Origin of the sequence: Roseateles oligotrophus (assembly GCF_014204525.1) — a bacterium.
In the GTDB taxonomy this organism is placed as follows: domain Bacteria; phylum Pseudomonadota; class Gammaproteobacteria; order Burkholderiales; family Burkholderiaceae_C; genus Paucibacter_A; species Paucibacter_A oligotrophus_A.
Genome location: NZ_JACHLP010000003.1, coordinates 349,352 through 373,631 on the forward strand (window position 1 = coordinate 349,352; position 24,280 = coordinate 373,631).

The following is a 24,280-nucleotide window of genomic DNA, read 5'->3' on the forward strand; positions in this document are numbered from 1 at the left end:
CGGGCGATCGGCAAGACCGCCCGCCAAGCCGCATCAGTTCAAGCCCAGCTTGACCTGATAGCCCGCCTGGTTCTTTGGGTGGGCCTGGTTGGAGAACACGGTGCGGTCCGACTTCAGCACGATGACTTCGAAGAAGGGGCGGAAGCGCTCCTCGCTGACGCCGAAGGCGGTCATGAACTTGGCCAGCATTTCCTGCTCTTCGCGCTCGGGCTGGCCGTCGGCCAGCGAGGAGTCGACCAGATTGATCAGGATGCACATCTTCTGCGCGTCGGTCAGCAGGGGCGCGGCTTCGGCCAGGAAGGTGTCCAGCGGGTTCTTGCGACGGTACTTCAGCGCCGAGTCCAGCAAGGCCTGGTTCTGCGCGCCCACACCGATGCTGCCGCGGCCATCGTCCTTGCCGCCCAGCACGGACAGCAGATGGCCCACTTCCTCGGCATCCATCTCGCCGTCGGCCGACATGATGTAGATCAGCGAGGTGGTGAAGGCCAGCGCCGGCGTCATCTTTTCGCCGGCGTCGGTCTTGAACATATCGAACAGGCCCATGGGGAATCTTCCTTCCTTGTTAGTCAATCCAGGCGCAGCGGATCTGCGGCCAGGGGTGCCAGGCGATCTTGGGATGGGGGCCTTGAATGCAAGGCGCGAAGGCGCTGTTTTCGCGGCCCGCCGCTCACGCTTGTGCGTCAGGCGATGGAAGAGCACCGACGCGCCGGAGATCGCCCGGCGCAAGCGCAGATCGCCCTCTTTTCAGGTGACTTTGCTGCAGTGCACAATAGACCTTATGCAATACAGCAAGGGAGCCTGGCATGCGGCGTGTGGTGTTCAATCAAAAAGGCGGGGTGGGCAAGTCCACCATCAGCAGCAATCTGGCCGCCATCGCGGCGGCGCAGGGCTTGCGCACCCTGGTGGTGGATCTGGATGCCCAGGGCAACACCAGCCGTTATCTGCTGGGCGAAGCGGCCGACGAGGCCGCGCAGGGGGCGGCGGAGTTTTTTGAGTCCACCCTGAGCTTCAGCGTGCGCCCGCCCAAGCTGGCCGATTTCATCAGCGCCACGCCCTGGGAGAAGCTGCACCTGATGCGCTCCAGCCCGGTGCTGGATGAAATCCACAGCAAGCTGGAGAGCCGCTACAAGATCTACAAGCTGCGCGATGCGCTGCAGGCCCTGGCGAAGGACTACGACGCCATCTGGATCGACACCCCGCCGGCGCTGAACTTCTACACCCGCTCGGCCCTGATCGCGGCCGACAGCTGTTTGATCCCCTTCGACTGCGATGATTTCTCGCGCCGCGCCCTCTACGGCCTGCTGGAAAGCGTCAAGGAGATCCAGGCCGACCACAACCCCGATCTGCTCGTGGAAGGCATCGTCGTCAACCAGTTCCAGCCGCGCGCCAGCCTGCCCCAGCGCACGGTGCAGGAGTTGATTGACGAGGGCCTGCCGGTGCTGCAGCCCTATCTCAGCGCCAGCGTCAAGATCAAGGAATCGCACGAGCTGGCCCGGCCCATGATCCATCTGGACGCCCGCCACAAGCTGACGCAGGAGTATCTGGCGCTGTTCGAGGCGCTGGCGGCTTGAGGGCCAATGGGGCCTTCAGTCCGCCGTGCCGAAACTGATCATGGGTCGAGGGTCTGAGGGGGTACGTGTGACCAGCACACGAGCGTGCTCTACCGGCACGCAAATCTGCCTGCGGAAGTTCGCGGGCACCGTTTCAGCCCTTTTGAGGAGCGTGCCTTCGTTGATGACGTCATAGCCGCCCTGCTTGAAAAGCAGTTGCTCGATGCCCGCATCGCCGGCGGGGCTCGGTTTGACGATGACAAGCGACCACTGGCCGTCCTCGCCTTTGAATTGCTTGCGCTTCAAAAAGGCATTCACCCGCTCGCCGTCAGCGCCTCCTCCTGGCGGCAAGGAGTCCTGGTATGGCGTGAGCGGGCATAGCAAGCTGCCGGCCGGCCAATCCAGGCCCGTCAGCGCCGCTATCGTGACGGGGCGCAGTTGGGACAATTGCTGGTCAATCGGGTGCTTGGCCGGCGAGCAGGCGGCCAGCGTTGCCAGCAGCAAAAGGCCAAGAGGTCGGAGCAAGGCTTGGGTCAAGACGGGGCCTGTTCAAAAAAGGCCGGCCCCCTTGATCCACCAGGGAAGCGGGTGCCAGCCAGAGTTTGGAAGATGGAGGGCTGGCGCAAGGCTGGCAAGCGTGAGCGCTCTTGGCATGCTGTGCCAAGCATCCGCTGACGCTTGGCATTATGCCCGGCCGATGGCAAGCCTCGGACACCCATCGCTGGCCCTTCTGTACAGTTGGCCCTCGCCCCAAGCCCAAGGATCCGCCCCCATGCTCAGCCTCCACTACCACCCCAGCGACGCCAGCCTGATCCCCCACATCCTGCTGGAGGAGCTGGGCCTGCCCTTCGAACTCAGGCTGGTGGACCGCGCCAACAACGCGCAGAAGTCGCCCGCCTATCTCAAGCTCAACCCGAATGGCCTGATCCCGGTGCTGGAGGACGGCGAGCTGGTGGTTTACGAGACGGCCGCCATCCTGCTGCACCTGGCCGACCGCCATCCGCAGGCCGGCCTGGCCCCGGCCCTGGCCAGCCCCGAGCGGGCCCATTACTACCAATGGATGCTCTGGCTCAGCAATACCTTCCAGGCCGATTTCAAGACCTTTTACTACCCGCAGCGCTATGTGGCCGAGGGCAATGCCAGCGGCGTGGCCGAGGTCAAGGCCCTGGCCGAGCAGCGCCTGAACGGCGTGCTGGATCAGCTGGACGCGCAGCTGCAGAGCAGCGGCGGCCCCTGGCTGCTGGGCGCCGACTACAGCGCCGCCGACTGCCTGGCCTTTGTGCTGTGCTGCTGGACCCGCAGCTTCGCCCGCCCGGCCCGCGCCCTGCCCCAGCTAGGCCCGTATATGCGCCGCATGCTGGCGCGGCCGGCGGTGCAGCGGGCCTTTGCCACCGAGCAGCTGGCGCCCAACTTCCACGGCCTGGCTTGAGGGCCGAACAGCAGCGCCGCCAATCGCGCAGCCTCAGCTGTTTCGGGCCCCTGATACCGGCTCAGACAGCAGGCCCTGCTCTAAACTCCGGGCGAACATAACGCGACAGGCAAGTGCCGCGTGACCAGCGGTGCTGGAACAAGTCGCTTCGGAGGAGTTTTCAATACCATGCGCTACCACTCGCGCATCGATGCCTGGCTGCTGCTGGTGTTTGCGGCCATGGTCGCCCTGCCCCTGCTGCTGGACGTGCTGATCACCCCGGGCCCGGTGCCTCTCAAACCCAGCTCGATGCTGCTCAGCGGCCTGACCCTGGGGCTGGCCGTTTACTTCTGCTTCCCCTGCTATTACGAGCTGGAGCAGGACGGCCTGCTGATCCGCTGCGGCCGCCGCGAGCAGCGCATTGCCTACCGCGACATCGTCGCCCTGGCCTATAGCCGCAACCTCGCGGCGGCACCGGCGCTATCGCTGCGACGGGTGCTGATTCGCCATGGCCGCTGGTCCGGCCAGCTGGTGTCGCCCCGGGACCGCGAGGGCTTTATGCGCGCCCTGCAGGCGCGGGTAACGCAGGCCCAAGCCCCCGCAGCCCTTCAACGCCAGGAATGAAAGAAAGGCCATGAGGACCCGCCCCAGTGAATCCGCCGCGCTCGAAGGCGGCTGCCAATGCCGCCCGGTGCGCTTCCGCCTGCCCTGGCTGCAGCTCAGCGATGGGCTGCCCCGGCATGCGGCCTTCCCACCCATGGCGGCGGAATGAGCCGGGCCATGGAGGCAAGCACGCTGCGTTTGCAAACCTCCCTCCAGGCGCTGGACTGGGATGAGTTGCACGCCCTCTACCAAAGCGCCGGCCTGGGCAGCAAGACAGCGGCCGAGCTGCAGCTCGTCTTCGGCAACAGCCGCTACGTTTGCTTCGCCCTTGACGGCGAGCGGCTGGTGGGCGCGGCCCGCGCGCTGTCCGATGGATTGGATGTCGCCTATCTGGCCGATATCGCCGTACTGCCCAGCCACCAGGGCAGCGGCCTGGGCAAGCGCATGGTGGAGGATTTGCTGCAGCGCCTGCATGGCCACCGCAAGATCATCCTCTACGCCGCGCCGGGCAAAGAGCCCTTCTACAAAAAGTTCGGCTTTCAGAAAATGCTCACCGCCATGGCCCTCTTCGCCCAGCCGCAGCAGGCCCAGCAGCGGGGCTATACCGAGCCGGACTGATCCGGGCGCTGCTGCTCGGTCCGGATCAGCACATAAAGAATGGGGATGTGGGCCGCAGCGTCCTCGCCCTCGACCGGCGGCGGCGGCGGGGGCCCGAAAACCGGGGCCGCCGGCGCCAGCGCGAACAGGCGCAGGGGCGCGACGCTGTACCGCAGCAGCAGCGCAAGCCCCGGGCTCAGCAGGGAGCGCAGCCAGAGCTGCAGCGGCCGCAAGACCCCGCCGTACTGGTAGTCGCCGGTGTCGATCAGGCGTGGGACGGCCTGCCCCGTCATGGCCTTGAAGCGCCCCAGGCTACGGTCCAGATAACGCAGCCCCAGGTTCTGCGCCAAGCGATCGAACTCGCGCTCCACCGCACTGCCGCCGGCATCCAGGCGTGTACCCAGCAGCGGCCAGGCACTGGACAACTCGCTCAGGCCCAGCAAGGCCGCGCCCATGCCGGTCGTGCGGCCACCCGCCGCCGTGCGCGCGCTGGGCCATAGCAGTTGGTAGGGCGGCTTGTGCCTACCCTTTTTCCTGTACTCCGCGATCTGCAGATAGCGCGCCAGATGCGCCAGGCCCAGGCGCCCCGGCTCCTGCAGCAGATAAGGGCCGCCGGGCAGCCGGGACGATGTGCTGGCGGTGCCCACGGTGATGTCCAGGGGGGAGCACAGCAACTCCAGCAGATTGCGCTCGCTGACCGTGGAGGAATCGCCGTAGCCGGGGTCGAGCTGGTCCACATCCGCCGCCACCTTGGCCTGCAAGAGCAGGCCGCGCTGCGACACCGTGGCCCCGGAGCCCTTGCCGCACTCGGTGCGCACCACGATCAGGAGGTCGGCCAGCTCGCAGTCAAAAGGCTGCGGGACGCCGCCCGCGTCATAGCTGCCATGGGCTTGCGGCGTGTGATCCACCCACAGCGAGGCCAGGCGCACCCGCACATCGGGCGCCACCAGGGCCAGGCGGGCGCACAGCCACTGGGCCAGCTGGCGCATGCGGACCTCTTGCTGGTGGGCGCGCAGATGCCAGCGCTCTCTTTGCATCTTGAGCGGGTCACCGCCCTTGGCCATCCAGTCCCGCTCGACATGCTTCCACAGCGACCAAGAATAGATCTTGCCCTGCGGCGCCTGGCTGAATTGCTTGGGGCTTGCCATCGGCCTTGCTTTAGAACCTGTTCATCAGGGCTTAGCCAGCTGGGGCGGGGCCGTCCCCAGCCCGCGGCGGCGCCAGTCGCATTGCCCCAGCGGGGTGGGGTGGCCGAAGAAATAACCCTGCGCATGGGCGCAGCCCATCTGGCGCAGCAGCAAGGCATCGGCCTCGGTCTCCACCCCTTCGGCCACCACATCGACGCCAAAGCCCTCGGCCATATTCAGCACCGCGCTGACGATGGCGGCGTCCTGGCTGGAGTGGCCCAGCTTGCGCACAAAGCTCTGGTCGATCTTGAGGCAGTCGAAGGGCAGGCGGCTCAGATAAGCCAGGGAGGAGTAGCCGGTGCCGAAATCGTCGATGGCGATCTTCACGCCCAGGGCGCGGATCTCGCGCAGGCGCGCCTCGATCGCCGCATCGCCACCGAGCAGCAGGGACTCGGTCAGCTCCAGGGTCAGGTGTTGCGCGGGCAGGCCGCTGTCGGCCAGGGCCTGGCGCAGCTGCTCGACGAAGTCGGACTGGATCAATTGCCGGGCCGAGAGATTGACGTGCAGCTCGAAGCCCGCCGGCAGATCGTGCAGCTGGGCGGCGATATCGCGGGTGGCCTGGCGCAAGACCCACAGGCCCAGGCCCAGGATCAGGTCGGACTCCTCGGCCACCGGGATGAAGACCGCGGGCGGCACCATGCCCCGCTCCGGGCTCTGCCAGCGCAGCAAGGCCTCGGCACCGGTGGCTTCGCCGCTGGCCAGCGCGATCACCGGCTGGTAATGCACCAGGAACTGCTGGCCCTGCAAGGCATGGCGCAGCTCCTGAGCCAGTTGGGCGCGCTGGCGCGAGGCCTCCATCATGCCGGGCTCGAACAGCACCACCGAGCCATGACCGCGCCGCTTGGCCTCGCCCAGGGCCACACTGGCATTGCGCAGCCATTCGGGCAGGGCCTGGACCGCCAACTGGCCGCCGACCAGGCCGACCGAGGCCGACACCAGCACCTCGTCGTCGCCGGAAGCAAAGGGCTTGCCGAACAAGGCATGGAGGCGCTCACCGGCGGCGAAGGCGGCGGCGCTCGCCGCTTCAGCGGGCGGCGCGGGAAAGTCGAAATACAGGATCACGAACTCGTCCCCCCCCACCCGGGCCATCAAGGTCTCGGGCGCTTGCGACTCCCGCAGGCGCTGGGCAACGGCCTGCAGCAGGCTGTCGGCCGTGCCATAGCCCACGTTGTCGTTGATGGCGCGGAAGGCGTCCAGGCCGACCAGACACAGCACGGCGGGCCGCTCCTGCATCCACTGCGCCTGCTCCAGCAGGCCGCGGCGGGTCAGCAGCTGGGTCAGGCCGTCGTAGCGCAGCTGGTCGCGCAACTCGTCGAAGGAACGCTGCAGGCGCTCGGACATCTGGGTGAAGGCATGGACCAGGATGGCGGTCTCCTGCAAGCGGCCATGCTCGATATGGGGTGCGTCCCAGCGGCCCTGCGCCAGCTGGTTGGCCGCCGCCACCGTGTGGTGGATGGGACGGGTTACCCAGCTCAGCACCCACAGCCCCAGACCCAGGCCCAGCAAGGCCACCAGCACCACCAGCCAGGTCACGCGCTGGCCGGCCTCGCGTGCATCGCCCAGCAGATCGCTTTCGGGCAGCAGGGCGACGATGCGCCAGTCCAGGCCGCGCGCATCGAAATATGGGATGACCCGGCAGAAAAACCGCTCGCCGCCCAGGCGCAGCTCAAACTCATGGCTCTGGCCCGCCGGGCCCGCGTCCACCTGGGCGGCGGCGGCACGCACCAGACGCGAGGGGCTGTCCGACATGCGCAGGCGCTCGCTACCGTTGGAGCCGGTGTTTTCCTCGGCCACCACCGAGCTGCGTTCCGAATGCGCGACCAGGCGGCCCAGCTTGTCGACGATCAGCAGCACACCCTGGCCGCGCAAGGGCTCGTCGATCAGGAAATGGTTGAGCCCGGCCAGATCCAGATCGGCCTCCATCACGCCCAGCAGCTTGCCCTCGCGCAACACCGGGGTGGCGGCCGAGAGGGTGATCTGCTGACGCTCGTCACGGTTGGTGTAGAGCGGCGTCCAGCCCGCCTTGCCCTGCTGGGCGATGGGTGCGTACCAGGGGCGGCCGCGCGGGTCGTAATTGGGGAAGCTGGCCGTCACCGCGCCGCGCTGGGGCCCCGCGTAAATATGCAGTTGGCCGGCGGTGCTGCGGTCCTTGAGCATCAGGCTGAAGTCCTCGCCCTCGCGCCGCAGGCCGACGTACTCGCCCGCCTCGCTGCCGAAGCTCAGCACGCTGAGCTGGTGCTGCGCCGCATACAGGTCGCGGTAAACACCCAGCAGATGCTGGTGGATGGGCTGCAAATCGCCCGGCTTGTAAAGCTCGTGGCGGCCGATGGCATCGGCGATATCGCGCTGGATGTGGAAGGGCTCGTCCAAAAATAGCGCCAGGCGGTCGCGCGAGCTATTGGTCAGGGCGGCCAGCAAGCGGTGGCCTTCCTGGTCAACCAGATCATTGACCTGCTGGTGCCGCGTCAAGGCCTGGAAGCCCACGGTGAAGCACAGGATCAGCGCAAAAGGCACGGCGATGGCCGTGCGCAGCGAAGGCCGGTAGCCCGAGATGGCCAGCGCCGCCGGCACGCGGGTGTCTTGCGCCGGCCGCGATTTCATGGCCGGGCCTCGGTGGCAGCGGGCTTGGCTTCGGCCAGGGGCAGGGCCAGCAGATAGTCGCGCAGCTGCGTGGCCAGGGCTTCGCGCTGGGCCTGGGGCAGGCCGGGCGGCAGCGGCGGCATGCTGGTGCCGGGCTTGACAGCGGCCGGCTCCAGCAGCCAGCGCTGCCACTGGCCCGCCTCGATCTGGCGCGCCCGCAAGGCCAGATTGAGCGGCATCTTGTCGCCGCCATAACCATTGATCTGATGGCAGCTGAGGCAGTAGGTCTGCGCCGCCCGCGCCTGCTCGGCCCAGCGCGCCGCCATGCCGGCGGGCAGCAGGGCCGCCTGGCTGGAAGGGCGCAGCTGGATCTGCACCACCTGGTAAGGCCATTGCGCCCCGCCCTCGGCGCGCAGCTGGGGCGCGGCGATGTTGTCCCAGATCAGGTAGTAAGGGCCTAACGGCACCTGGCGTTCGTTCTGCCCGTGGTTATCGACCTGGAAGGCCTGGCCGTCGGCCCGTGCAAAAGCCAGGAAGGCGGGGAACCGCAGGAGCTGCGCCACCGGGATGCGGGAGACAAAGCCGTCCAGCGCGCGGAACTCGATTTCCGCCTCGGGGCTGGCCCGCCAGGCCCGGCCCAGCAACTCGTCCAGCAAGGCCGGCGCCGGGTAGGCGCGGTAGCTACGACGCACATCGCGCCCGGCCTGGCTCAGATGGGGCTCGATCACCCTCACCACCTGGGCCTGCAGCCGCAGCCGGGCTTGCAGCTCGGCCGGCTGGGGCAGGACCAGGGCCGCGGCCTGTACGGGCCCGCCCAGCCATAGGGCAGCAGCAAGCAAAACGGGAGGGATCAGGCGCAGAGACATAAACAACTCTCAGGGTTGGGGTCGCAGCAGCAGGCGGCTGCGCGTGTGGGCCGCCACATCCGCCTCCAGCAGATGCTGGCTGCGGTACTGACCCTGGGCATGTAGCTTGGATTGATCGGCGTAATGCGCGTCCCCCCACACACCGCTCTGCCCCACCGGGTTGATGCCCAGCGACTGGCCGGGCTGGCCGAAGTCGATGATGCGGCGGGTCGAAGGGCCGGTCACCACGGCCCAGGGCGCGGGCCCCAACCGTGCATCCAGATTGTTAGGCAGCTCGCGCGTGCCCGGCACCGGCCAGGGGCCGACATTGAAAATCTTGTCCAAAGGCTGTTGCTGGCCCAGGGGATGGGGGTGAGTCAGGGTGTGGGCGGCGCCCCAGCTCCAGGTCTTGCTGTCGGCACCCAGGGTCTTGCGCAGATGGGCCAGAGTGGCGGCCCAGGCCTGCTGCACGATCTGGGCCCGGGTCTCGACCGCGGGCGTGCCACGCTTGTCCCACCAGGGCGAGTCCGGGTCGGCCAGCAGGCGCGGCAGGGCGGGGTCCAGCACACGCGTGCGGCGCAGGTTGTCGAAAGCTTGCTCGCCCAGCTCGTCGGCCAGGGCGGCATGGGCCAGCTCGTAGAGGAATTGCTGGAACAGCACGGGCGCGCGCGGCGCCAAGCTGAACTTGCCGTCCCAGGCGGCCAGCTCCTCGACCAAGGCCTGGTCCGGCTCGCTCTGCGCCGCCGCCCGCAGCAGCGGCAGGACCGGGCGCAGGATGCGCTGGTGATAGCCCGTCTGCACATCCAGCTGCAGGGCGCGGGTATTGGCCGGCGCCCAGCGGATGCTGCTGTCCCGCAACAGCGAATCCAGGCGCTCGGCCCGGTCCCAGAGGTTGTAATAACCCGGCACCGGCTGCGCGCCGGCGGGCTGGTGATTGGCCGAGACGATGTAGCCGCGCGCCGGGTTCTCCTCCTGCGGATTGGCGCTGAAGGGCAGAAAGCCCGGCTTGTCCGCCTCGCCCGAGGCGCCGTCCAGGATGAAGTTCGGGTTCACGCCGGCCGGCCGCTGCGGCAGCCTGGCCGCGGCCCACCAGCCGATATCGCCACCCGCCCCGGCCCACACCACATTCAGACCCGGCGCATGGATTTGTGCGGCGGCCTGGCGGGCCTTGTCCAGCGTGTCGGCGCGGTTCAGCTCGTAAAAGGCTTGCAGCACGGGGTTCTCGGTTTCCAGCAAGGCCCACCACATCGCGATGGGGGTCGCACCCACCGCGCCGGCCAGGGCGTCGTTGATGATGGGGCCGTGGGGCGAGCGACGCAGCCTGAGCTTGAGCGGCTCCGCGCCCTTGACCACAATCGTCTCCTCGCGGCTTTGCATGGCCACCCAGGCACCTCGGTACCAGACCTGGTTCGGATCGGCGGGGTTGAGCTTTTCGGCCACCAGGTCGATGTCATCGTTCTGGAACATGGTCAGGCTCCAGGCGAATTTTTCGTTATGCCCCAGCAGAGCGGCCGGGTTGAGGGCCTGGAAATGGCCGTAAAGCTCGAAGCCCGGCGACCGCAGATGCGCCTCGTACCAGACTGCCGGGGTGGAGAACTGGATGTGCGGGTCGCCCGCCAGCAAGGGCTTGCCGCTGAGCGTGCGCCTGCCGGCGATGGCCCAGGCATTGCTGCCCTCGAACACCGGCTGACCGGCCGCCTCCAGCGCGTTCTGGCTCAGCCGGGCCAGGCGGCCCAGATCCTGCCAGTCGCCCGGGCGCAGGCCCTGGCGCAGCACGCCGTCGGGCCGCCAGGCCAGGTCGAAGATGGGCAGATAGGCGGCACCCAGCTGGTCGCGGATCTGCGTCAGCACCGGCTCGGTGCGGAAGGCGGCGGCAAAGCTATAGGCCAGGTAACCGGCCACGCTGACGGTATCGGCCGGCGTGAAAGGCCGCTTGGGCAGGCCCAGAACTTCGAATTCCAGCGGCGCCGGCCGCGTGGCCTGGTACTGGTTGATACCGTCCAGATACGCCATCAGCGAGCGCTTGGCCGGTGTGTCGATCTGGGCGAACTCGCGGGCCACATAGGCATCGGCATGGGCGCGAATCCCCAGGGTGCGGAACAGACGGTCGGTCTCCAGCAGCTTGGGGCCCAGCACCTCGGCCAGCTCGCCGCGCGCCAGGCGGCGCAGCATCTCCATCTGGAACAGGCGGTCCTGGGCGTGGACATAGCCCAGGGCGCGGTAGAGATCGTCCTCATGGGCGGCGCTGATATGCGGCACGCCGAACTCGTCGTAACGCACACTGACCTCGGCCCGCAGGCCGCTCAGCGCCAACTCTCCCTCGCGCTGCGGCCGTTTGCCGCGCAGATGCAGGGTCAGCAGCAGGGCGGCCAGCAGCAGCAACGCCAGCAAGAGCAGCAGCGATTTCTTCAGCATGGATTTCATGGCCCCATTGCAGCACAAGCAGCTCAAATACACTGCTGGCGACTCTGACAGGGTCAGGTCTTGCCCGGAAGACCCGGCCTATTTCTTGGGCAGGCTGGCCAGGGTCTCCACGCGTTTGAGCAGTTCGCGGTCATTCCAGGGCTTTTTGAAGATGCCGTAAAGGCCTTGCACCTGATGGACCCGGGTCTGCAACTCCTCGTGGCCGGTGATGGCGATGATGGGCAGGTCTTCGGTCGCCATGCCGCCCTGCACGGCGGCGATCAGCTCGAAGCCGTCTTTATTGGGCATTTCCAGATCGGTCACCAGCACGGCAAAGCGCTGCTCGGCCAGGCGATCCAGGGCTTCCACCCCGTCGCGGGCCAGCGTGACCTGGTAGCCGGCCGCCTCGAACAGCTTGCCCAGCTTGGCGCGCGCCACGGCCGAATCGTCCACCACCAGCAGGGCGGCCGGGCCCACCGCTGCGGCCGGGGCGCTGGGCTGGGCCGGCGGCGCAGCCACGGCGGCATCGCGCGGCTCGCTGCGGCGCTCGCCTCGCCTGGCCTCGCGGCGGCTGGCGGGCGGGTTGTCATCGCCGCGGCGGGCGCTGATGAAATAGACCACAACGGCCAGGGGTACGGCAATCAGCGCCGGCAGCAAATAAGGGCCCAGCAGTTCTGGCAGGTCAAAAGACATGGTGATCTATCCTCCGGACGCATTTATTCTCTTCAAGAGGGGCCCGATCGAGCCTTGTTTGCGCGGAGCCCAATCTAACACCGCTATTCGCCGTTCCAATTAGAGAAAAAACCGAGCTTGGCCCCCGCATTCCGGCGAGCGGCAACAAAAAAGCCGACCCTGGGGTCGGCTGTCATGCGGGCAGTTGCGGCTTAGCGCTGCTGCTCACCTCCCACGAAACGGTAGGCCAAAGCACCCAGCACCGCACCCACAATGGGCGCGAGCCAGAACAGCCACAGCTGCTGCACCGCCCAGCCGCCCACATAGATGGCGACGGCCGTGCTGCGGGCCGGGTTGACCGAGGTATTGGTCACCGGGATGCTGATCAGGTGGATCAAGGTCAGACCCAGGCCGATGGCGATGGGGGCAAAACCGGCCGGTGCGCGCTTGTCGGTGGCGCCCATGATGATGAGCAGGAAGAAGGCCGTCATCACGACCTCGGTCAGCAGCGCGGCCTGGAAGCTGTAGCCGCCGGGCGAATGCTCGCCATAGCCGTTGGAGGCAAAACCGCCGGCCAGATCAAAGCCGGCCTTGCCGCTGGCGATCAGGTAGAGCACGCCACCGGCGGCCAGGCCGCCCAGCACCTGCGACACGATGTAAGGCAGCAGCTGCGAGGCCGGGAAACGGCCACCCACCCACAGGCCCACCGAGACGGCCGGGTTGAAATGGCCGCCCGAGATATGGCCGACGGCAAAAGCCATGGTCAGCACCGTCAGGCCGAAGGCCAGGGACACGCCGTGCAGGCCTATGCCCACGCCGGGGAAGGCGGCGGCCAGGACCGCGCTGCCGCAACCGCCCAAGACCAGCCAGAACGTGCCCAGAAACTCAGCACCGTATTTATTCATCGTCATGACCCTCTTGTTGAATCTCGATCCAGGTTCGTGAATTTGCCGCGGAGCAGCCGCCCCGGCAGCGCAGGCCATGATGGCGGATGCGCTATGACAAAACAAGCGTGGATTGTCTGGCTGCCCCGGCCGCAACCAGGCCGGGCGGGCCACCTCACCGTCGCTCAATGACGGGACAGGCCGAAGGAAAGCGTCCGCAGGCGTGACTTTGTTGGCGTCCGGGCCGGTGCCGCTGAATTTGTCATTTAGGGCCAGGGGCCGGCCAGTGCTGCAGAGGCTTACCAGCCCACGGCGGGCAGCAGCGCGCTGGCGGCGGCGGTGAGTGCCAGCGCGGTGGCGGCCGCGGCGCCGGTGAAGGCGGCGGCCTCGGCCAGGCGGGGCGACACGCCGGGATCCTCGGCCAGGCAGGCCATGGTCTCGCGGATATGGCTGCGGCTGAGCGCCTCGGCCTCGGCGGCGCGGCCGTTCTTGATCGCGTCCACCACCTTGCGGTGTTCATCGATGGCCAGGCTGGCGCGCTCCGGGCTGATCAGCACCGTGGGCGCGAAGATCGTCGAGGTCATGCGCACCAGACTCATCTGGCCGCGCAAGAACTCATTGCCCGAGAGCTCGATGATGCGGGCATGGAACTCCACATTCAGGCGCACATACTCGGCCGGCTGCCAGGGGCTGATGGCGGCGCGCTGCCGGGCCACCAGGCTACCCAGCTCGGCCTCGGCGCGCTGGGCGCCGCGCTCGGCGGCCTGGCGGGCGGCCAGGCCGTCCAGCATCTCGCGCAGGGCAAAGGCATTCAGCAGGCGCGAGCCCTCCAGGCGCACGACGCTGACGCCACGCGCGCCCTCGGGCACGACCAGGCCTTCGCTTTGCAGCAGGCGCAAGGCCTCGCGCAAGGGCGTGCGGCTGACGTTCAGCTCTTCCGACAGCTGCACCTGGCGCAGCAATTCGCCGGGCCGGTAAATGCTGCCGTAAATACGCTGGCGCAATACATGAGCCACCTCCTCGACCAGGCCGGCGCGGCCGGATCCGGACGGATCAGGCTCGGCGCACTCGGTGCCATGGGCGGCATCCGGGTCAAACACAAGGGTGGGGGCTCTCAAGAAAAAATCCTTGGCAACAGCAGGGCTGGGCATTCTGACCCACAAAGCGCCCGGCGGCAGGCGCTGCTCGCACGCTCAGGGTTTGTTCTGGGTGGATTTGGCCTTGCCGGCCGTCAGGGCCTGGGCGGCCTTCAACATCGCCGCCACATGGCCCTCGGCGTTCAGGCTGGCATGGACGGCGACGATGCGGGCCTCGCTGCTGATCAGATAGGAGATGCGGTCGGCCGTGCCCGGCATCAGCAGCAGCTTGGCGTCGTAGTCCTTCATCACCCGGGCACCGGCGTCGGCCGCCACGGCAAATTTGTTGCGGCAGGCCTCGACCGAGAACTTCGTCAAGGTCTCGATGGAATCATTGGAAATGCCGATGACGCTGGCGCCGAGTTGCTCGAACTGCTCGCTGGCCTCGGCAAACTGATGCGCCTCCAGGGTGCAGCCGCTGGTGAAGGCCTTGGGGTAGAAGTACAAGACCACCGGGCCTTTTTTGAGGGCCTCGGCCAGATGGAACGGAAAGGGCTTGCCGGCCAGCGCGGCCTCGGCCCTGAAGTCGGGCGCCGGCGCGCCCACGGGCAGGGCGGCATAGACCGGCAGAAACGGCCGGCTCAGGGCCGCCAAGCAGGCCCAGCGGCGGGCCAGGGCGGTGGGGGTCAAGGGCTTGGGCATGGGCGGGCTTTCAGAAGAAGCTGGATCATGCCTGTTTGCCCGCCTACGCGTTGAAAACCCGCCGAAAGACCTTGGCATCCGCCGGCTCAGTCCGGCAGCCAGGCCTTGATCGACATGGCCTGCACCGCCTGCAAGCCACCGAAAGGCATGGCCAGGGCATTGACCTGCTCGGTCTCGGCCGCGTCCAGGGCCTGGGCCATCTGCAGATAGGGTGCCCAGGGGCCGGCCTGCGCCAGCAAGGCCTGGCTGGCCTCGGCGGGCAGTTGCAACATCGCGGCCGCCTCCGCCGGGCTGCAGTGCAGCAACTGGGGCAGGACCGAGGCCAGGCCCAGCAGGTACAGCGCCTCGGGCCGGGCATCACCGGCGGCGCGGGCCAGCATTTCCAGCAGGCGGGCGCGCGCCAGGGCCAGGGCCTGCAAGGCCTGCACGGCGGGGCGGGCGGGTGAGAGCCGGATCAGCATCTGCGAGGTCCAGCGGTACAGGGCGTCGCGGCCCAGCACCATCACCGCCTGTTCGATGGACTCCAGCGTCCGGCCCGGCGTGGCCCCCGCGCTGTTCAGGTATTGCAGCATGCGCACGCTCAGCGCCGCATCGGCCTTGATGTCGGCGGCCAGCAGGGCCACGTCTTCGTCGCGCACCAGGCGGGCCAGCAACTGCATCAGGGCGCGCGCCTGCGGCGGCAGCACATGGCCGGCGGCGAGCTCGCCGCTCCCGGCGTCCAGCCGGCAGGTGGCCAGGGCCACGGGCGGGGCCAGCAAGGCCTCCATCGCATCCACATCGGGCAGGTCCAGCAGCAGCAGGGGCAGGCCCGGCGTCTGGGGATAGCTCTGGCCGGCCAGGCGCAGGGCATGGCGGCGCGCGGCCTCGCTCATCTCGCCCTGACCGGTACCGCCGTTCTGCAGGACCGGGACGATGAAGTCCGGCCGGCCCAGGGCCGCCAGGGCGGGCGCATGCTCCAGGCGCCAGCCCAGCAGGGCGCCGCCCTGGCGCAGCCGTCCCAAGAGGGCTTGCGCCTGCTCGGCGGCCGGCATCTCGGCGCCGGGGCGGATCAGCAGATACATGCCCGGCAAGACCACGCCGGGCTGCTCGCAGCGCAGCAACCAGGCCAGGGGCAGCTCGGTCAAGGCCACAAAGCCCTGCTGTATGCACTGGCGCATGGCGGCCAGCAAGGCCCCGCACTGGGCGGCTCCGGCGGCGGCATCGCGGCGCTGCAGCAGGCGGGCCAGCAAGGCCTCACCCAGCTGGAAATCAAAACCGGCCAGGGCGCCCTTGGCCGAGACCAGGGGGCGGCGCGCGCCGACGACGGTGCATAGGCCGGCCTCGCCGTTCGCGGCGGGCTTGGGCAGGGCAGTTCGCACCGGCAGGGCTGCGGGCGCGGGCGCCGGCGCAGAAGGCCGGGGGCCGCGAAACAAACGGACGAGTCGAGTCAGCATCATTGGCGCTAGCGTCGCATCTGGCGCGCCCGGGCAAAGCCCGAGAAAGCCCTCGGCAACCGGGCATTTGTGCGGCCAGAGGGCGGCCGCGTGAAAAAAGTCCAAAAACACCACACTAGACTGCGGGCATGAACGCATCGCCACTGCCCCCGCTCTCCATCCTCGACCTCGCCCCCATCGTGGAGGGCGGCGATGCCGGCACGGCCTTGCGCCAGAGCCTGCGCCTGGCTCAGCATGCCGAGACCCTGGGCTACCGGCGCTTCTGGGTGGCCGAACACCACAATATGGAGGGCGTGGCCAGCTCGGCCACGGCCGTGCTGGTGGGCCAGCTGGCGGCGGCGACCCAGCGCATTCGCGTGGGCTCGGGCGGCATCATGCTGCCCAACCATGCGCCGCTGGTGATTGCCGAGCAGTTCGGCACCCTGGCCACCCTCTTCCCCGGCCGCATCGACCTGGGCCTGGGCCGCGCGCCCGGCACCGACCAGGCCACCATGCGGGCCCTGCGCCGCCACCTCAGCAGCGCCAGCGAGGACCGCTTCCCCGAGGACGTGCTGGAGCTGCAAGCCTATCTGGCCCCGGCCCGCGAGGGCCAGGCGGTGCGGGCCATCCCCGGCCAGGGCAGCGAGGTGCCGATCTGGCTCTTGGGCTCCAGCCTGTACAGCGCCCAGCTGGCCGCCTATCTGGGCCTGCCCTTTGCCTTTGCCTCGCATTTCGCACCCGAGCTGCTGCAGCAGGCCCTGGACCTCTACCGCGCCCAGTACCGGCCCAGCGCCGCCCAGCCCCAACCCCAGACCATGGTGGGGCTGAATGTGGTGGTGGCCGACAGCGATGCCGAGGCGGCCTACCTCTTCAGCTCCTTGCAGCAGCGCTTTCTGGGCATGCAGCGCGGCCAGCGCGGCCCCCTGCCGCGGCCGGTGGACAGCATGGACGGGCGCTGGAACGAGGCCGAAAAAGCCGGCGTGGCCCGCATGCTGGCCGAGTCCATCGTGGGCTCACCCCTGACGGTGCGGGCGGCCCTGCGCGCCACCCAAGCCCGCACCGGGGCGGACGAGTTCATCGTCGCCTGCGCCGTGCATGATGCCGACGCCAGGCTGCGCTCCTACGAGCTGCTGGCAAGGCTGAGCCAAGACTGATCCGCCCACGGGCAGGGCAGAATGCGCCGGCCGGCCAGGCCGGTCCATCGCCACAAGAAAGTCCTGCGCATGCCCGAAACCGCCCCAGCCCTGCCCCAGGAAGAAACAACAGGCCAGGCGCTGGCCAAGCTGCCCGGCCTGCTGTGGCTGATACGCCTGCGCAGCCTGGCCGCCGCCCTGCTGGCGGCCGGCCTGCTGGCCCTGCCGGGGCTGCTCTGGGCGCCGCGGCCCTGGGCCTGGTTGGCCCTGACTTTGCTGCCCCTAGCCGCCGCTTGTAGTTGGCGTTATGCCACCCGCTATTTCGCCGCCTACCAGGCGCGCTGGCTGCCCGAGGAGGGCGTGGTGCTGAACCAGGGCGTGTGGTGGCGCAGCGAGGTCTGGGTGCCCATGGCCAGGCTCCAGCATCTGGACCTGAGCCAGGGCCCGCTGGACCGCCGCTGGGGCATGGCCAGCCTGAGCCTGCACACGGCCGGCACGCACGATCACAAGACCCGCATCCACGGCCTGCCCCTGGCCCAGGCCCAGGCCTTGCGCGAAGCCTTGCTGCCGCGGCTGAAGGCGGCGCCCGAGCATGACTGAGCCGCTCGCCCCAGCCGCTCCGGAGCCAGGGCGGCTGCATCCCCTGTCCTGCTTGTTCGGCATGGCCGGCATGCTCAAGGAACTGGCCCTGCCCCTGATCGCCTTCCTCTTCCTGGGCCGGCGCGAGGAGGCCTGGGTGATGTGGGCGCTGATCCCCTTGGTCGGCCTGGCCCTGTGGTCGCTGCTGCAGGCCTGGGTCTATCGCTACGAGCTGCATCCGGGCGAGCTGCTGATCCGCGACGGCCTGCTGGACAAGACCCAGCGCCACGTGCCCTTTGCCCGCATCCACAACATCCATCTGCGCCGCAATGCCTTCCACCGCCTGCTGGGTGTGGCCGAGTTGCGCCTGGACTCGGCCTCCGGCGGCAAGCCCGAGGCGGTGATGAAGGTGCTGGGCATGCAGCAAGCGCTGGCCCTGGAGGCCTTGCTGCGCGGCGCGGGCGAACAGCCGGCACAGCCGAGCCCAGCCAGCAGCGGCCCCACCGCCCGGCCCCTGCTCCAGCTGCCCACGCCCGAGCTCTTGCGCCTGGGCCTGATCTCCAACCACGGCATGGTGATGGTGGCCCTGCTGACGGGCGCGCTGATGCATAACGAGGCCGGCCGCAAGCTGTTCTTCAATCAGATCGAAATGCCGCTGCGCTGGCTGCGCCAACAGCTGACGACCGAGCTGGCGCTGCAGCATTGGCAGGGCCTGGTCCTGGCCACGCTATTGGGTCTGCCGGCGGCGCTGATTCTGTTGCGCGGCCTCTCCGTGGCCTGGGCCTTGCTGAAATACCACGACTTCCGCCTGGAGCTGGACGGTGAAAAACTGCTGGCCCGCCACGGCCTGCTGACCCAGGTGCGGGCCGGCGCGCGCTTGCCGCGCCTGCAGCGCTTCGAGCTGGTGCAGAGCTGGCTGCACCGCCGCTTCGGCCGCTGCCGGCTGGAGGTGCAGGTGGCCGGCGGCAAGCTGGGCAAGGAGCATGGGCTGGAAAGCTCGGGCCAGTTGCATGAGCTGGCCCCCATCGCCACACCGGCCCAGGCGCAGGCCTTGCTCAAGCTCTGCCTGCCGCAGCTGGACTGGCCGGCCCTGCAGTGGCAGCCCCTGCACCCGCGCACGGCCCAGCGCCGGCTCTTGGGCCAGGCCCGCTGGCTGCTGCCCCTGCTCTTGCTGCTGCTGGCTGTTGCAGGATGGCGGGACTGGCCCGCCCTGCCCCTGGCCGGCGGCCTGCTGCCGCTGACGGGGCTGTGGGTCTGGCATGCCATCGCCTGGGCGCGCTTTGCCGCCTGGGCCGAAGTGAGTGAAGCGGAAGAAGTGGGTGAAGGCAGCCTGCTGCTATTCCGCAGCGGGGCGCTGACGCAGCGCTGGGTCATCGTGGCGGCCGCGCGCCTGCAGAGCCTGCGCCACTACAGCTCGGGTCTGGATCGTTGCTTCGGCATGCAGCATCTGCAGACCGACACCCAGGGCGGCAGCAGCCAGCGGCGGGCGCTGGACATTCCCTTCCTCCCCGCCGACGTAGCGCAGGGCCTGCGCCAGCGCCTGTGGGAGCGGCTAGGCCGCTAAGCCGCCAGCAGACCCTCGGCCACCCAGCCGCCCAAGGCATCGAGCACGGCTTGCGCGGCGGCTTGCGGAGGCTGGCCGGGGGGCAGATCGGCCAAGGCCAGCTCGCACAGGGCGGCAAAGGGCTGGCCCGCCGCCACGGCCTGCAGCAGTCTGGCCTCGGCGGGCGCCAACGAGCGCCAGCGCGTCTCCAGATCCTGACGCCAGACCAGCAGCACATGGGCATGGGCTTGCGGCTCGGGCAGCTCGGGCGCGGCATCAAAGCTATCGGGCTCCCAGGCGCGCAGCAGGCGCCAGCTGGGCTCTATCGCCCAGCCCAGGCGCAGCAGTTGCACGCTGGGCTGCAACTCAAACCGCAGGCCGGCCCAGGCCTCGGGCGCCAACCCGGCCAGGCTTGCGGCCTGGAAGGGCGGCGCATGCGGGCCGTCGAAAGCCGTGCGCAAGGCCCAGTCCATGCGGGCGAAATCGATCAGGGCCGGATGGACCCGCTCGGCCTCGTACAGCGGCCCGGCGAGGAATTCGACCAGCTTGTCACCGAACCAGCGTATCGAGGGCTGGCGCGAGGGCAGGACCTGCAGATAGCGCAGGGCCAGCTTGTCAAAGTCCTCATCGCCCAGCAGGCGCTGCAGCACGGTGTAGTTGTCACGCAGGGCCGCCACCAGGCGAGCCCGGTAGGCCTCGCGATAGGCCAGCAGGCCGGCGCTGCCCTCCCTGCCCGGCCGCAGCAGGGTCTGGCCCCGGGCCAGGGCCAGATCCGTCTCGGGTTCTTGCAGGCATACACGCAGGGCCTGCTGCTGGTTTTGCAATTCGCTCATGCCGGGCTCAGGTCTTTGGGGCTGAGGCTGCGCCGCGGCTGGGCCAGGGCATGGGCGGCCAGCTGGCGGGCCTGGTTCAGCTCCTGCAGCAGCTCGTGCAGGGGCGGGATCTTGTCGTCGCGCTCGATCATGGTGGGTTTGGGCCCCAGGCGCAGCAAGGTGTAGACGTAGAGCTGCCAGACGGCCTCGCAGACGGGGGCATCGTGGGTGTCCAGGATCATCTCGCCGCGGTCCTCGTGGCCGGCCAGATGGATCTGCACCACCTGCCCGGCCGGCATGCGGTCGATATAGGCATGGGGGTCGAAACCATGGTTGCGGCTGGAGACATAGACATTGTTGACGTCCAGCAGCAGTTGGCAGCCGCTGCGCCGTAGCAGCTCGGCCACAAACTCGGCCTCGCTCATCTCGTCGGCGGCAAAACGGACATAGCTGGACACGTTCTCCAGCACCAGGGGGCGCTGCAGAATTTCCTGCACCTGCGCAATGCGCGGCAGCAGATGGGCCAGCGCGGCCTGGGTATAGGGCATGGGCAGCAGATCGTGCAGGTTCTGATGGTCCACACCGGTCCAGCAGAGGTGGTCCGACACCCAGGCCGGCTGCACGCGCCGGGCCAGGGCCTTCAGGTCGCGCAGATAGTCCAGATCCAGCGGGTCGCTGCTGCCAATCGACAGGGACACGCCGTGCATGACCATGGGGTAGTCGCGCCGGATGCGATCCAGGTGGTGCAAGGGCTTGCCGCCCGGCACCATATAGTTCTCGGAAATGATTTCCAGCCAGTCGGGCCGCAGCCCGGGGGCCAGGGCCTCGCCGAAATCCGCATAGTGTTCGGTCCGCAAACCCAGGCCGAAGCCTTGCAAGAGGGCGCTGTTGAGCGGCGGGGTGGGCAGAGTCGGTTTCATACGGATCGCGGTGAGGCCTTGGGGGCGCGCCTTACTTCAGGACCTTGCCGCCGTCCTTGGCGCATTCTTCGGCCGACTTCTTGCCGACCCAGCCCTGGCCCTTGCAGCTGTTGTGGCCCTTGCACTCGCTCTTGGCGGTCTTGCACTCCGACGTGCCCTTGCAGCTATTGATGCCCGAACACTTGACCATGCCTTCGTCGGCGGCCTGGGCGGCGGTGCTGAAGCCGGCGCCGGCGAACAGGGTGGCGGCGGCCGCGGCCAGGCTCAGGCCGGTGGCCAGGGACTTGAAGGAAGCGGATGTGGTGGTGGTGGTTTGCATGGTGAGATTCCGTTAGAAAGTTGGGAGGGATCGAGGTCTTCTTTGCAGCTGCAGGAATGCGTCTGCGGGACTTCTGTCGCCACAGGCCGGGCCCGCCTTACAGCGTTTGCAAAAAAACTTTTGGGCCCGCCACCGGCGGACGGATGAGCTAGGGTTATGAGCGCCGCGCCGCTGATGATTGGCGCAAGCACGGCCCTGTCACCAGAATCCGGCCAAGCCCGCTTCTTTCTTTCTCTTTCCTCTTGCCGCCATGCTGAATACCGAACAAGCCAGCAGCCTCCACACCGAGCTGGACCTCTACGCCCTGCCCGAGCTGGTGGACGCTTTTGTGCAAGACCAGCTGCAGGCCGTGCAGGCCGTGCAAGCCGCCGCGCCCCAGCTGGCGGCGGCGGTGGCGGCCGCCCTGCCCCGCATCGCCGCCGGCGGCCGGCTGATCTATGTGGGCGCCGGCACCTCGGGCCGGCTGGGCGTGCTGGACAGCGTGGAGCTCTACCCCACCTTTTCCTGGCCGCAGGAACGCGCCTTGGCCTTGCTGGCCGGCGGCCGCTCGGCCATGTTTGTGGCGGTGGAAGGCGCCGAGGACGACGGCCCCCAGGGCGCGGCCGATCTGGCCGGCCTGCAGCCCGACGCCAACGACGTGGTCTTGCTGCTGGCCGCCTCGGGCGCCACGCCCTATGTGCTGGGCGCCTTGCGGGCGGCCCGCGCCGCCGGCGCCCTCTGCCTGGGCTTTGCCAACAACCCCGGCGCGCCGCTGACGGCCCAGGCCGATATCGGCATCACCCTGGACACCGGGGCCGAGGTGATCTCGGGCAGCACCCGGCTGAAGGCGGGCAGCGCCCAGAAGATGGCGCTGAACACCTTCTCCAGCGCCCTGATGGTCAGGCTGAACAAGGTTTATGGCAATCTGATGGTGGATCTGCGACCCAGCAATGCCAAACTGCGGCAGCGCGCCCTGGCCCTGACAATGCGGGCCACGGGCGCCGACCCGCTGCGTGCGGCGGCCGTGCTGGCGCAGTGCGAACACCATGTCAAAGTCGCCATCGTGGCCCTCAAATTGGGGCTGACGGTGGCGCAGGCGCGCGCCGCCCTGGATGCTGCCCAGGGCAGCGTGCGCCAGGCCTTGCAACATCCTTCATGAACAAGAACATAGAACACAACAGCCCCTGGCGCTGGATCCCCAGCCTCTACTTCGGCCAAGGCCTTCCCTATGTGGTGGTGATGACGCTGTCGGTCATCATGTACAAGAACCTGGGGTTCTCGAACACCGATATCGCGCTCTACACCAGCTGGCTCTACCTGCCCTGGGTCATCAAGCCGCTGTGGTCGCCGCTGATCGAGCTCTTCCACACCAAGCGGGCCTGGATCGTGGCCCTGCAATTCCTGATCGGCGCGGCGCTGGCCATGGTGGCCTTGACGATACCCGGCCCGCAGGCCTTCAAGATGACACTGGCCGTGTTCTGGCTGATGGCTTTTGCCTCGGCCTCGCACGATATCGCCGCCGACGGCTTCTATATGCTGGCCCTGCCCCAGCACCAACAAGCGGCCTTTGTCGGCGTGCGCTCCACCTTCTACCGCCTGGCCAATATCGGTGGCCAGGGCGGCCTGGTCTATCTGGCTGGCGAGTTACAAGAGCGCAGCGGCAGCATGGCGACGGCCTGGGCCCTGGTGTTCGGCGTGCTGGCGGCCTTTTTCGTGGCCATGGCCGTCTACCACTTGTTCTGCCTGCCCCGCCCGGCGGCCGACACGCGCGGCCAGGGCAGCCAGGACGCGGGGGCTTTGATCCAGGACTTCTTCAAGGTCTTTGCCGAATTCTTCCGCAAGCCGGGCATCTGGGTGATCCTGGGCTTTTTGCTGCTCTACCGCTTCCCCGAAGCGCAGCTGCTCAAGCTGGCCTCGCCCTTTTTGCTGGACAGCACAGCCGCCGGCGGCCTGGGCCTGACGACCAAGGAGGTGGGCATCGCCTACGGCACCGTCGGCCTGACCGCCCTGACCCTGGGCGGCCTCAGCGGCGGCTGGGTGATCTCCCGCATCGGCCTCAAGCGGGCGCTCTGGCCCCTGGTGCTGGCCATGCATGTGCCCAATCTCGCCTTTGTACTGCTGGCCCTGCATCACCCCGGCAGCCTGGCCTTGATCAGCATCGCCCTGGCCGTCGAGCAATTCGGTTATGGCCTGGGCTTCACCGCCTATCTGATGTATATGATTCTGGTGGCGGAGGGCAAGCACAAGACGGCCCACTACGCCATCTGCACCGGCTTCATGGCCTTAGGGATGATGATCCCAGGCATGTGGAGCGGCTGGCTGCAAGAGCAGCTGGGCTATCTGCACTTCTTCATCTGGGTGCTGGTGGCCACCATCCCCTCCTTCTTCATGGCCAGCCGGATCCGCGTGCCGGAGGGGTTTGGGAAGAAAGAGGCTTGACTCAGCCCAGGCAGAAGACGTTGAGCTTGTTGCCGTCCAGATCACGGAAGTAGCCTGCGTAAAAACCCTCGCCGCGCGGGCCCACGGCGCCCTCGTCCTTGCCGCCCAGGGCCAGGGCCTTGGCGTGGACGGCCTGCACCTTCTCCTTGCTGTCCACCACCAGGGCCACCATCACGCCATTGCCCACGGTGGCGGCCTGCTCGTTGAAGGGCGTCATGACGCCGAAGCCGGGTTTGTCCATGCCCGTGCCCCAGGCATAGCCACGCCCGAAATCCATGATGCGCTTGATGCCGATGACGGCAAACAACTCATCGTAAAAGGCCGCAGCGCGGGGCAGATCATTGGTGCCAAGGGTGGTGTAGCCAATCATGCGGGACTCCTGGTGAGCTTGAGGAAGGCACAGCTTAGCTGCGATCAAGCCTGTTCGTCGTGATACGCAACAAAGCCATTTACCTGGCGTTGGGCATGCTGCCCGATGGCACGCGCGACAAAGCTCAAGGCGCGCGCCGTCACACCAATTGCTCCAGCCAAAGCACGACCACCAATGACTCGAATTCCGACGCCAATTGCGACGTTTGCGTAGAGTCCTTGCTGGTCCGTAAATCTCAGCGGATTCCCCCCCGACATATGCATACGT

At 68.2% G+C, this 24,280-nt stretch carries 25 protein-coding genes; 10 read left to right on the forward strand and 15 right to left on the reverse strand.

What is annotated here, in order from left to right:
• Positions 1 to 33: 33 nt before the first annotated feature.
• Positions 34 to 543, reverse strand: coding sequence for a TerB family tellurite resistance protein (locus HNP55_RS09180; RefSeq protein WP_184298458.1), 510 nt, complete (start codon positions 541 to 543; stop codon positions 34 to 36).
• A 260-nt stretch (positions 544 to 803) separates the two neighbouring features.
• On the opposite strand from HNP55_RS09180, the gene HNP55_RS09185 reads away from it, so the two are divergent.
• Positions 804 to 1,571, forward strand: coding sequence for a ParA family protein (locus HNP55_RS09185; RefSeq protein WP_184298460.1), 768 nt, complete (start codon positions 804 to 806; stop codon positions 1,569 to 1,571).
• A 15-nt stretch (positions 1,572 to 1,586) separates the two neighbouring features.
• Here HNP55_RS09185 and HNP55_RS09190 read toward each other — a convergent pair whose 3' ends face one another.
• Positions 1,587 to 2,087, reverse strand: coding sequence for a hypothetical protein (locus tag HNP55_RS09190; protein WP_184298462.1), 501 nt, complete (start codon positions 2,085 to 2,087; stop codon positions 1,587 to 1,589).
• A gap of 235 nt (positions 2,088 to 2,322) precedes the next feature.
• Between HNP55_RS09190 and HNP55_RS09195 the strand changes: the two genes are divergently transcribed.
• The 4 genes from HNP55_RS09195 (at position 2,323) to HNP55_RS09210 (ending at position 4,179) form a co-directional block, all read left to right on the forward strand.
• The gene (locus tag HNP55_RS09195; protein WP_184298464.1) at positions 2,323 to 2,979 is read left to right on the forward strand and encodes a glutathione S-transferase family protein; all 657 of its coding nucleotides are present in this window, start codon (positions 2,323 to 2,325) and stop codon (positions 2,977 to 2,979) included.
• Between the two features lie 168 nt (positions 2,980 to 3,147).
• Positions 3,148 to 3,582 carry a PH domain-containing protein gene (locus tag HNP55_RS09200; protein WP_184298466.1) on the forward strand — a complete coding sequence of 145 codons (435 nt, stop codon included), beginning with the start codon at positions 3,148 to 3,150 and terminating at the stop codon, positions 3,580 to 3,582.
• 10 nt (positions 3,583 to 3,592) lie between these two features.
• Entirely contained in the window at positions 3,593 to 3,730 is a 138-nt protein-coding gene (locus tag HNP55_RS09205; protein WP_184298468.1) for a hypothetical protein, read from the forward strand.
• Positions 3,731 to 3,738: 8 nt separating this feature from the next.
• On the forward strand, positions 3,739 to 4,179 hold the full coding sequence (locus HNP55_RS09210) for a GNAT family N-acetyltransferase (protein ID WP_184298470.1): 441 nt from the start codon (positions 3,739 to 3,741) through the stop codon (positions 4,177 to 4,179).
• Here HNP55_RS09210 and HNP55_RS09215 read toward each other — a convergent pair.
• The 9 genes from HNP55_RS09215 to HNP55_RS24780 all read right to left on the reverse strand — a co-directional run bounded on the left by HNP55_RS09215 (position 4,161) and on the right by HNP55_RS24780 (position 15,865).
• A complete protein-coding gene (locus HNP55_RS09215; RefSeq protein ID WP_184298472.1) occupies positions 4,161 to 5,306 on the reverse strand; it encodes a hypothetical protein in 1,146 nt (381 codons plus the stop codon). The two genes, HNP55_RS09210 and HNP55_RS09215, sit on opposite strands and share 19 nt — an antisense overlap.
• Before the next feature lie 24 nt (positions 5,307 to 5,330).
• Positions 5,331 to 7,946 (reverse strand): EAL domain-containing protein, encoded by a 2,616-nt coding sequence (locus HNP55_RS09220; protein WP_184298474.1) that lies wholly within the window; start codon positions 7,944 to 7,946, stop codon positions 5,331 to 5,333.
• Entirely contained in the window at positions 7,943 to 8,791 is an 849-nt protein-coding gene (locus HNP55_RS09225; RefSeq protein ID WP_184298476.1) for a cytochrome c family protein, read from the reverse strand. The genes HNP55_RS09220 and HNP55_RS09225 overlap by 4 nt, the downstream gene beginning before the upstream one ends.
• 9 nt (positions 8,792 to 8,800) lie before the next feature.
• A complete protein-coding gene (locus HNP55_RS09230) occupies positions 8,801 to 11,194 on the reverse strand; it encodes a penicillin acylase family protein (RefSeq protein ID WP_184298478.1) in 2,394 nt (797 codons plus the stop codon).
• Positions 11,195 to 11,272: 78 nt separating this feature from the next.
• Positions 11,273 to 11,866 carry a PleD family two-component system response regulator gene (locus tag HNP55_RS09235; RefSeq protein ID WP_184298480.1) on the reverse strand — a complete coding sequence of 198 codons (594 nt, stop codon included), beginning with the start codon at positions 11,864 to 11,866 and terminating at the stop codon, positions 11,273 to 11,275.
• Between the two features lie 191 nt (positions 11,867 to 12,057).
• A complete protein-coding gene (gene aqpZ / locus HNP55_RS09240) occupies positions 12,058 to 12,750 on the reverse strand; it encodes an aquaporin Z (RefSeq protein ID WP_184298845.1) in 693 nt (230 codons plus the stop codon).
• A gap of 278 nt (positions 12,751 to 13,028) precedes the next feature.
• A complete protein-coding gene (locus HNP55_RS09245) occupies positions 13,029 to 13,847 on the reverse strand; it encodes a GntR family transcriptional regulator (RefSeq protein WP_246448300.1) in 819 nt (272 codons plus the stop codon).
• A gap of 75 nt (positions 13,848 to 13,922) precedes the next feature.
• Positions 13,923 to 14,507: a peroxiredoxin gene (locus tag HNP55_RS09250; protein ID WP_184298484.1), complete on the reverse strand. Its 585-nt coding sequence runs from the start codon at positions 14,505 to 14,507 to the stop codon at positions 13,923 to 13,925.
• Positions 14,508 to 14,593: 86 nt separating this feature from the next.
• Positions 14,594 to 15,865, reverse strand: a complete 1,272-nt coding sequence (locus tag HNP55_RS24780) for an HDOD domain-containing protein (RefSeq protein ID WP_184298486.1) — start codon at positions 15,863 to 15,865, stop codon at positions 14,594 to 14,596.
• Between the two features lie 218 nt (positions 15,866 to 16,083).
• Between HNP55_RS24780 and HNP55_RS09260 the strand changes: the two genes are divergently transcribed.
• The 3 genes from HNP55_RS09260 (at position 16,084) to HNP55_RS09270 (ending at position 19,195) form a co-directional block, all read left to right on the forward strand.
• Positions 16,084 to 17,073, forward strand: a complete 990-nt coding sequence (locus HNP55_RS09260; protein ID WP_184298847.1) for an LLM class flavin-dependent oxidoreductase — start codon at positions 16,084 to 16,086, stop codon at positions 17,071 to 17,073.
• 69 nt (positions 17,074 to 17,142) lie between these two features.
• Complete coding sequence (locus HNP55_RS09265) at positions 17,143 to 17,652, forward strand: PH domain-containing protein (protein ID WP_184298488.1); 510 nt, start codon at positions 17,143 to 17,145, stop codon at positions 17,650 to 17,652.
• Positions 17,645 to 19,195, forward strand: coding sequence for a PH domain-containing protein (locus HNP55_RS09270; protein ID WP_184298490.1), 1,551 nt, complete (start codon positions 17,645 to 17,647; stop codon positions 19,193 to 19,195). Before HNP55_RS09265 ends, HNP55_RS09270 begins: the two co-directional genes overlap by 8 nt.
• On the opposite strand, the gene HNP55_RS09275 is transcribed toward HNP55_RS09270, so the two are convergent.
• From HNP55_RS09275 to HNP55_RS09285, 3 genes are read right to left on the reverse strand one after another with little or no spacing between them, the layout of a single operon-like run.
• Entirely contained in the window at positions 19,192 to 20,007 is an 816-nt protein-coding gene (locus HNP55_RS09275; protein WP_184298492.1) for a DNA-binding domain-containing protein, read from the reverse strand. The genes HNP55_RS09270 and HNP55_RS09275 overlap by 4 nt on opposite strands.
• Positions 20,004 to 20,906 (reverse strand): DUF692 domain-containing protein, encoded by a 903-nt coding sequence (locus HNP55_RS09280; protein WP_184298495.1) that lies wholly within the window; start codon positions 20,904 to 20,906, stop codon positions 20,004 to 20,006. The genes HNP55_RS09275 and HNP55_RS09280 overlap by 4 nt, the downstream gene beginning before the upstream one ends.
• 31 nt (positions 20,907 to 20,937) lie before the next feature.
• Positions 20,938 to 21,225 (reverse strand): hypothetical protein, encoded by a 288-nt coding sequence (locus HNP55_RS09285; protein WP_184298497.1) that lies wholly within the window; start codon positions 21,223 to 21,225, stop codon positions 20,938 to 20,940.
• A 250-nt stretch (positions 21,226 to 21,475) separates the two neighbouring features.
• On the opposite strand from HNP55_RS09285, the gene HNP55_RS09290 reads away from it, so the two are divergent.
• Together HNP55_RS09290 and HNP55_RS09295 are read left to right on the forward strand one after the other, a co-directional pair.
• Positions 21,476 to 22,363 (forward strand): N-acetylmuramic acid 6-phosphate etherase, encoded by an 888-nt coding sequence (locus tag HNP55_RS09290; protein WP_184298499.1) that lies wholly within the window; start codon positions 21,476 to 21,478, stop codon positions 22,361 to 22,363.
• Positions 22,360 to 23,643, forward strand: a complete 1,284-nt coding sequence (locus HNP55_RS09295) for an AmpG family muropeptide MFS transporter (RefSeq protein WP_184298501.1) — start codon at positions 22,360 to 22,362, stop codon at positions 23,641 to 23,643. Before HNP55_RS09290 ends, HNP55_RS09295 begins: the two co-directional genes overlap by 4 nt.
• Position 23,644: 1 nt before the next feature.
• Here the strand turns inward: HNP55_RS09295 and HNP55_RS09300 are convergent, their stop codons facing one another.
• Positions 23,645 to 24,013, reverse strand: a complete 369-nt coding sequence (locus HNP55_RS09300) for a VOC family protein (RefSeq protein ID WP_184298503.1) — start codon at positions 24,011 to 24,013, stop codon at positions 23,645 to 23,647.
• Between the last annotated feature and the right edge of the window lie 267 nt (positions 24,014 to 24,280).

What these genes read in the sequence shown, in the direction of transcription:
- HNP55_RS09235 (WP_184298480.1), bottom strand. Translation starts at nt 11,866, where the DNA reads ATGTCTTTTGACCTGCCAGAACTGCTGGGCCCTTATTTGCTGCCGGCG.
- HNP55_RS09200 (WP_184298466.1), top strand. Translation starts at nt 3,148, where the DNA reads ATGCGCTACCACTCGCGCATCGATGCCTGGCTGCTGCTGGTGTTTGCG.
- HNP55_RS09295 (WP_184298501.1), top strand. Translation starts at nt 22,360, where the DNA reads ATGAACAAGAACATAGAACACAACAGCCCCTGGCGCTGGATCCCCAGC.
- HNP55_RS09230 (WP_184298478.1), bottom strand. Translation starts at nt 11,194, where the DNA reads ATGAAATCCATGCTGAAGAAATCGCTGCTGCTCTTGCTGGCGTTGCTG.
- HNP55_RS09220 (WP_184298474.1), bottom strand. Translation starts at nt 7,946, where the DNA reads ATGAAATCGCGGCCGGCGCAAGACACCCGCGTGCCGGCGGCGCTGGCC.
- HNP55_RS09270 (WP_184298490.1), top strand. Translation starts at nt 17,645, where the DNA reads ATGACTGAGCCGCTCGCCCCAGCCGCTCCGGAGCCAGGGCGGCTGCAT.
- HNP55_RS09225 (WP_184298476.1), bottom strand. Translation starts at nt 8,791, where the DNA reads ATGTCTCTGCGCCTGATCCCTCCCGTTTTGCTTGCTGCTGCCCTATGG.
- HNP55_RS09185 (WP_184298460.1), top strand. Translation starts at nt 804, where the DNA reads ATGCGGCGTGTGGTGTTCAATCAAAAAGGCGGGGTGGGCAAGTCCACC.
- HNP55_RS09285 (WP_184298497.1), bottom strand. Translation starts at nt 21,225, where the DNA reads ATGCAAACCACCACCACCACATCCGCTTCCTTCAAGTCCCTGGCCACC.
- HNP55_RS09210 (WP_184298470.1), top strand. Translation starts at nt 3,739, where the DNA reads ATGGAGGCAAGCACGCTGCGTTTGCAAACCTCCCTCCAGGCGCTGGAC.
- HNP55_RS09195 (WP_184298464.1), top strand. Translation starts at nt 2,323, where the DNA reads ATGCTCAGCCTCCACTACCACCCCAGCGACGCCAGCCTGATCCCCCAC.
- HNP55_RS09250 (WP_184298484.1), bottom strand. Translation starts at nt 14,507, where the DNA reads ATGCCCAAGCCCTTGACCCCCACCGCCCTGGCCCGCCGCTGGGCCTGC.
- HNP55_RS09215 (WP_184298472.1), bottom strand. Translation starts at nt 5,306, where the DNA reads ATGGCAAGCCCCAAGCAATTCAGCCAGGCGCCGCAGGGCAAGATCTAT.
- HNP55_RS09265 (WP_184298488.1), top strand. Translation starts at nt 17,143, where the DNA reads ATGCCCGAAACCGCCCCAGCCCTGCCCCAGGAAGAAACAACAGGCCAG.
- HNP55_RS09275 (WP_184298492.1), bottom strand. Translation starts at nt 20,007, where the DNA reads ATGAGCGAATTGCAAAACCAGCAGCAGGCCCTGCGTGTATGCCTGCAA.
- aqpZ (WP_184298845.1), bottom strand. Translation starts at nt 12,750, where the DNA reads ATGAATAAATACGGTGCTGAGTTTCTGGGCACGTTCTGGCTGGTCTTG.
- HNP55_RS09180 (WP_184298458.1), bottom strand. Translation starts at nt 543, where the DNA reads ATGGGCCTGTTCGATATGTTCAAGACCGACGCCGGCGAAAAGATGACG.
- HNP55_RS09290 (WP_184298499.1), top strand. Translation starts at nt 21,476, where the DNA reads ATGCTGAATACCGAACAAGCCAGCAGCCTCCACACCGAGCTGGACCTC.
- HNP55_RS09205 (WP_184298468.1), top strand. Translation starts at nt 3,593, where the DNA reads ATGAGGACCCGCCCCAGTGAATCCGCCGCGCTCGAAGGCGGCTGCCAA.
- HNP55_RS09280 (WP_184298495.1), bottom strand. Translation starts at nt 20,906, where the DNA reads ATGAAACCGACTCTGCCCACCCCGCCGCTCAACAGCGCCCTCTTGCAA.
- HNP55_RS09300 (WP_184298503.1), bottom strand. Translation starts at nt 24,013, where the DNA reads ATGATTGGCTACACCACCCTTGGCACCAATGATCTGCCCCGCGCTGCG.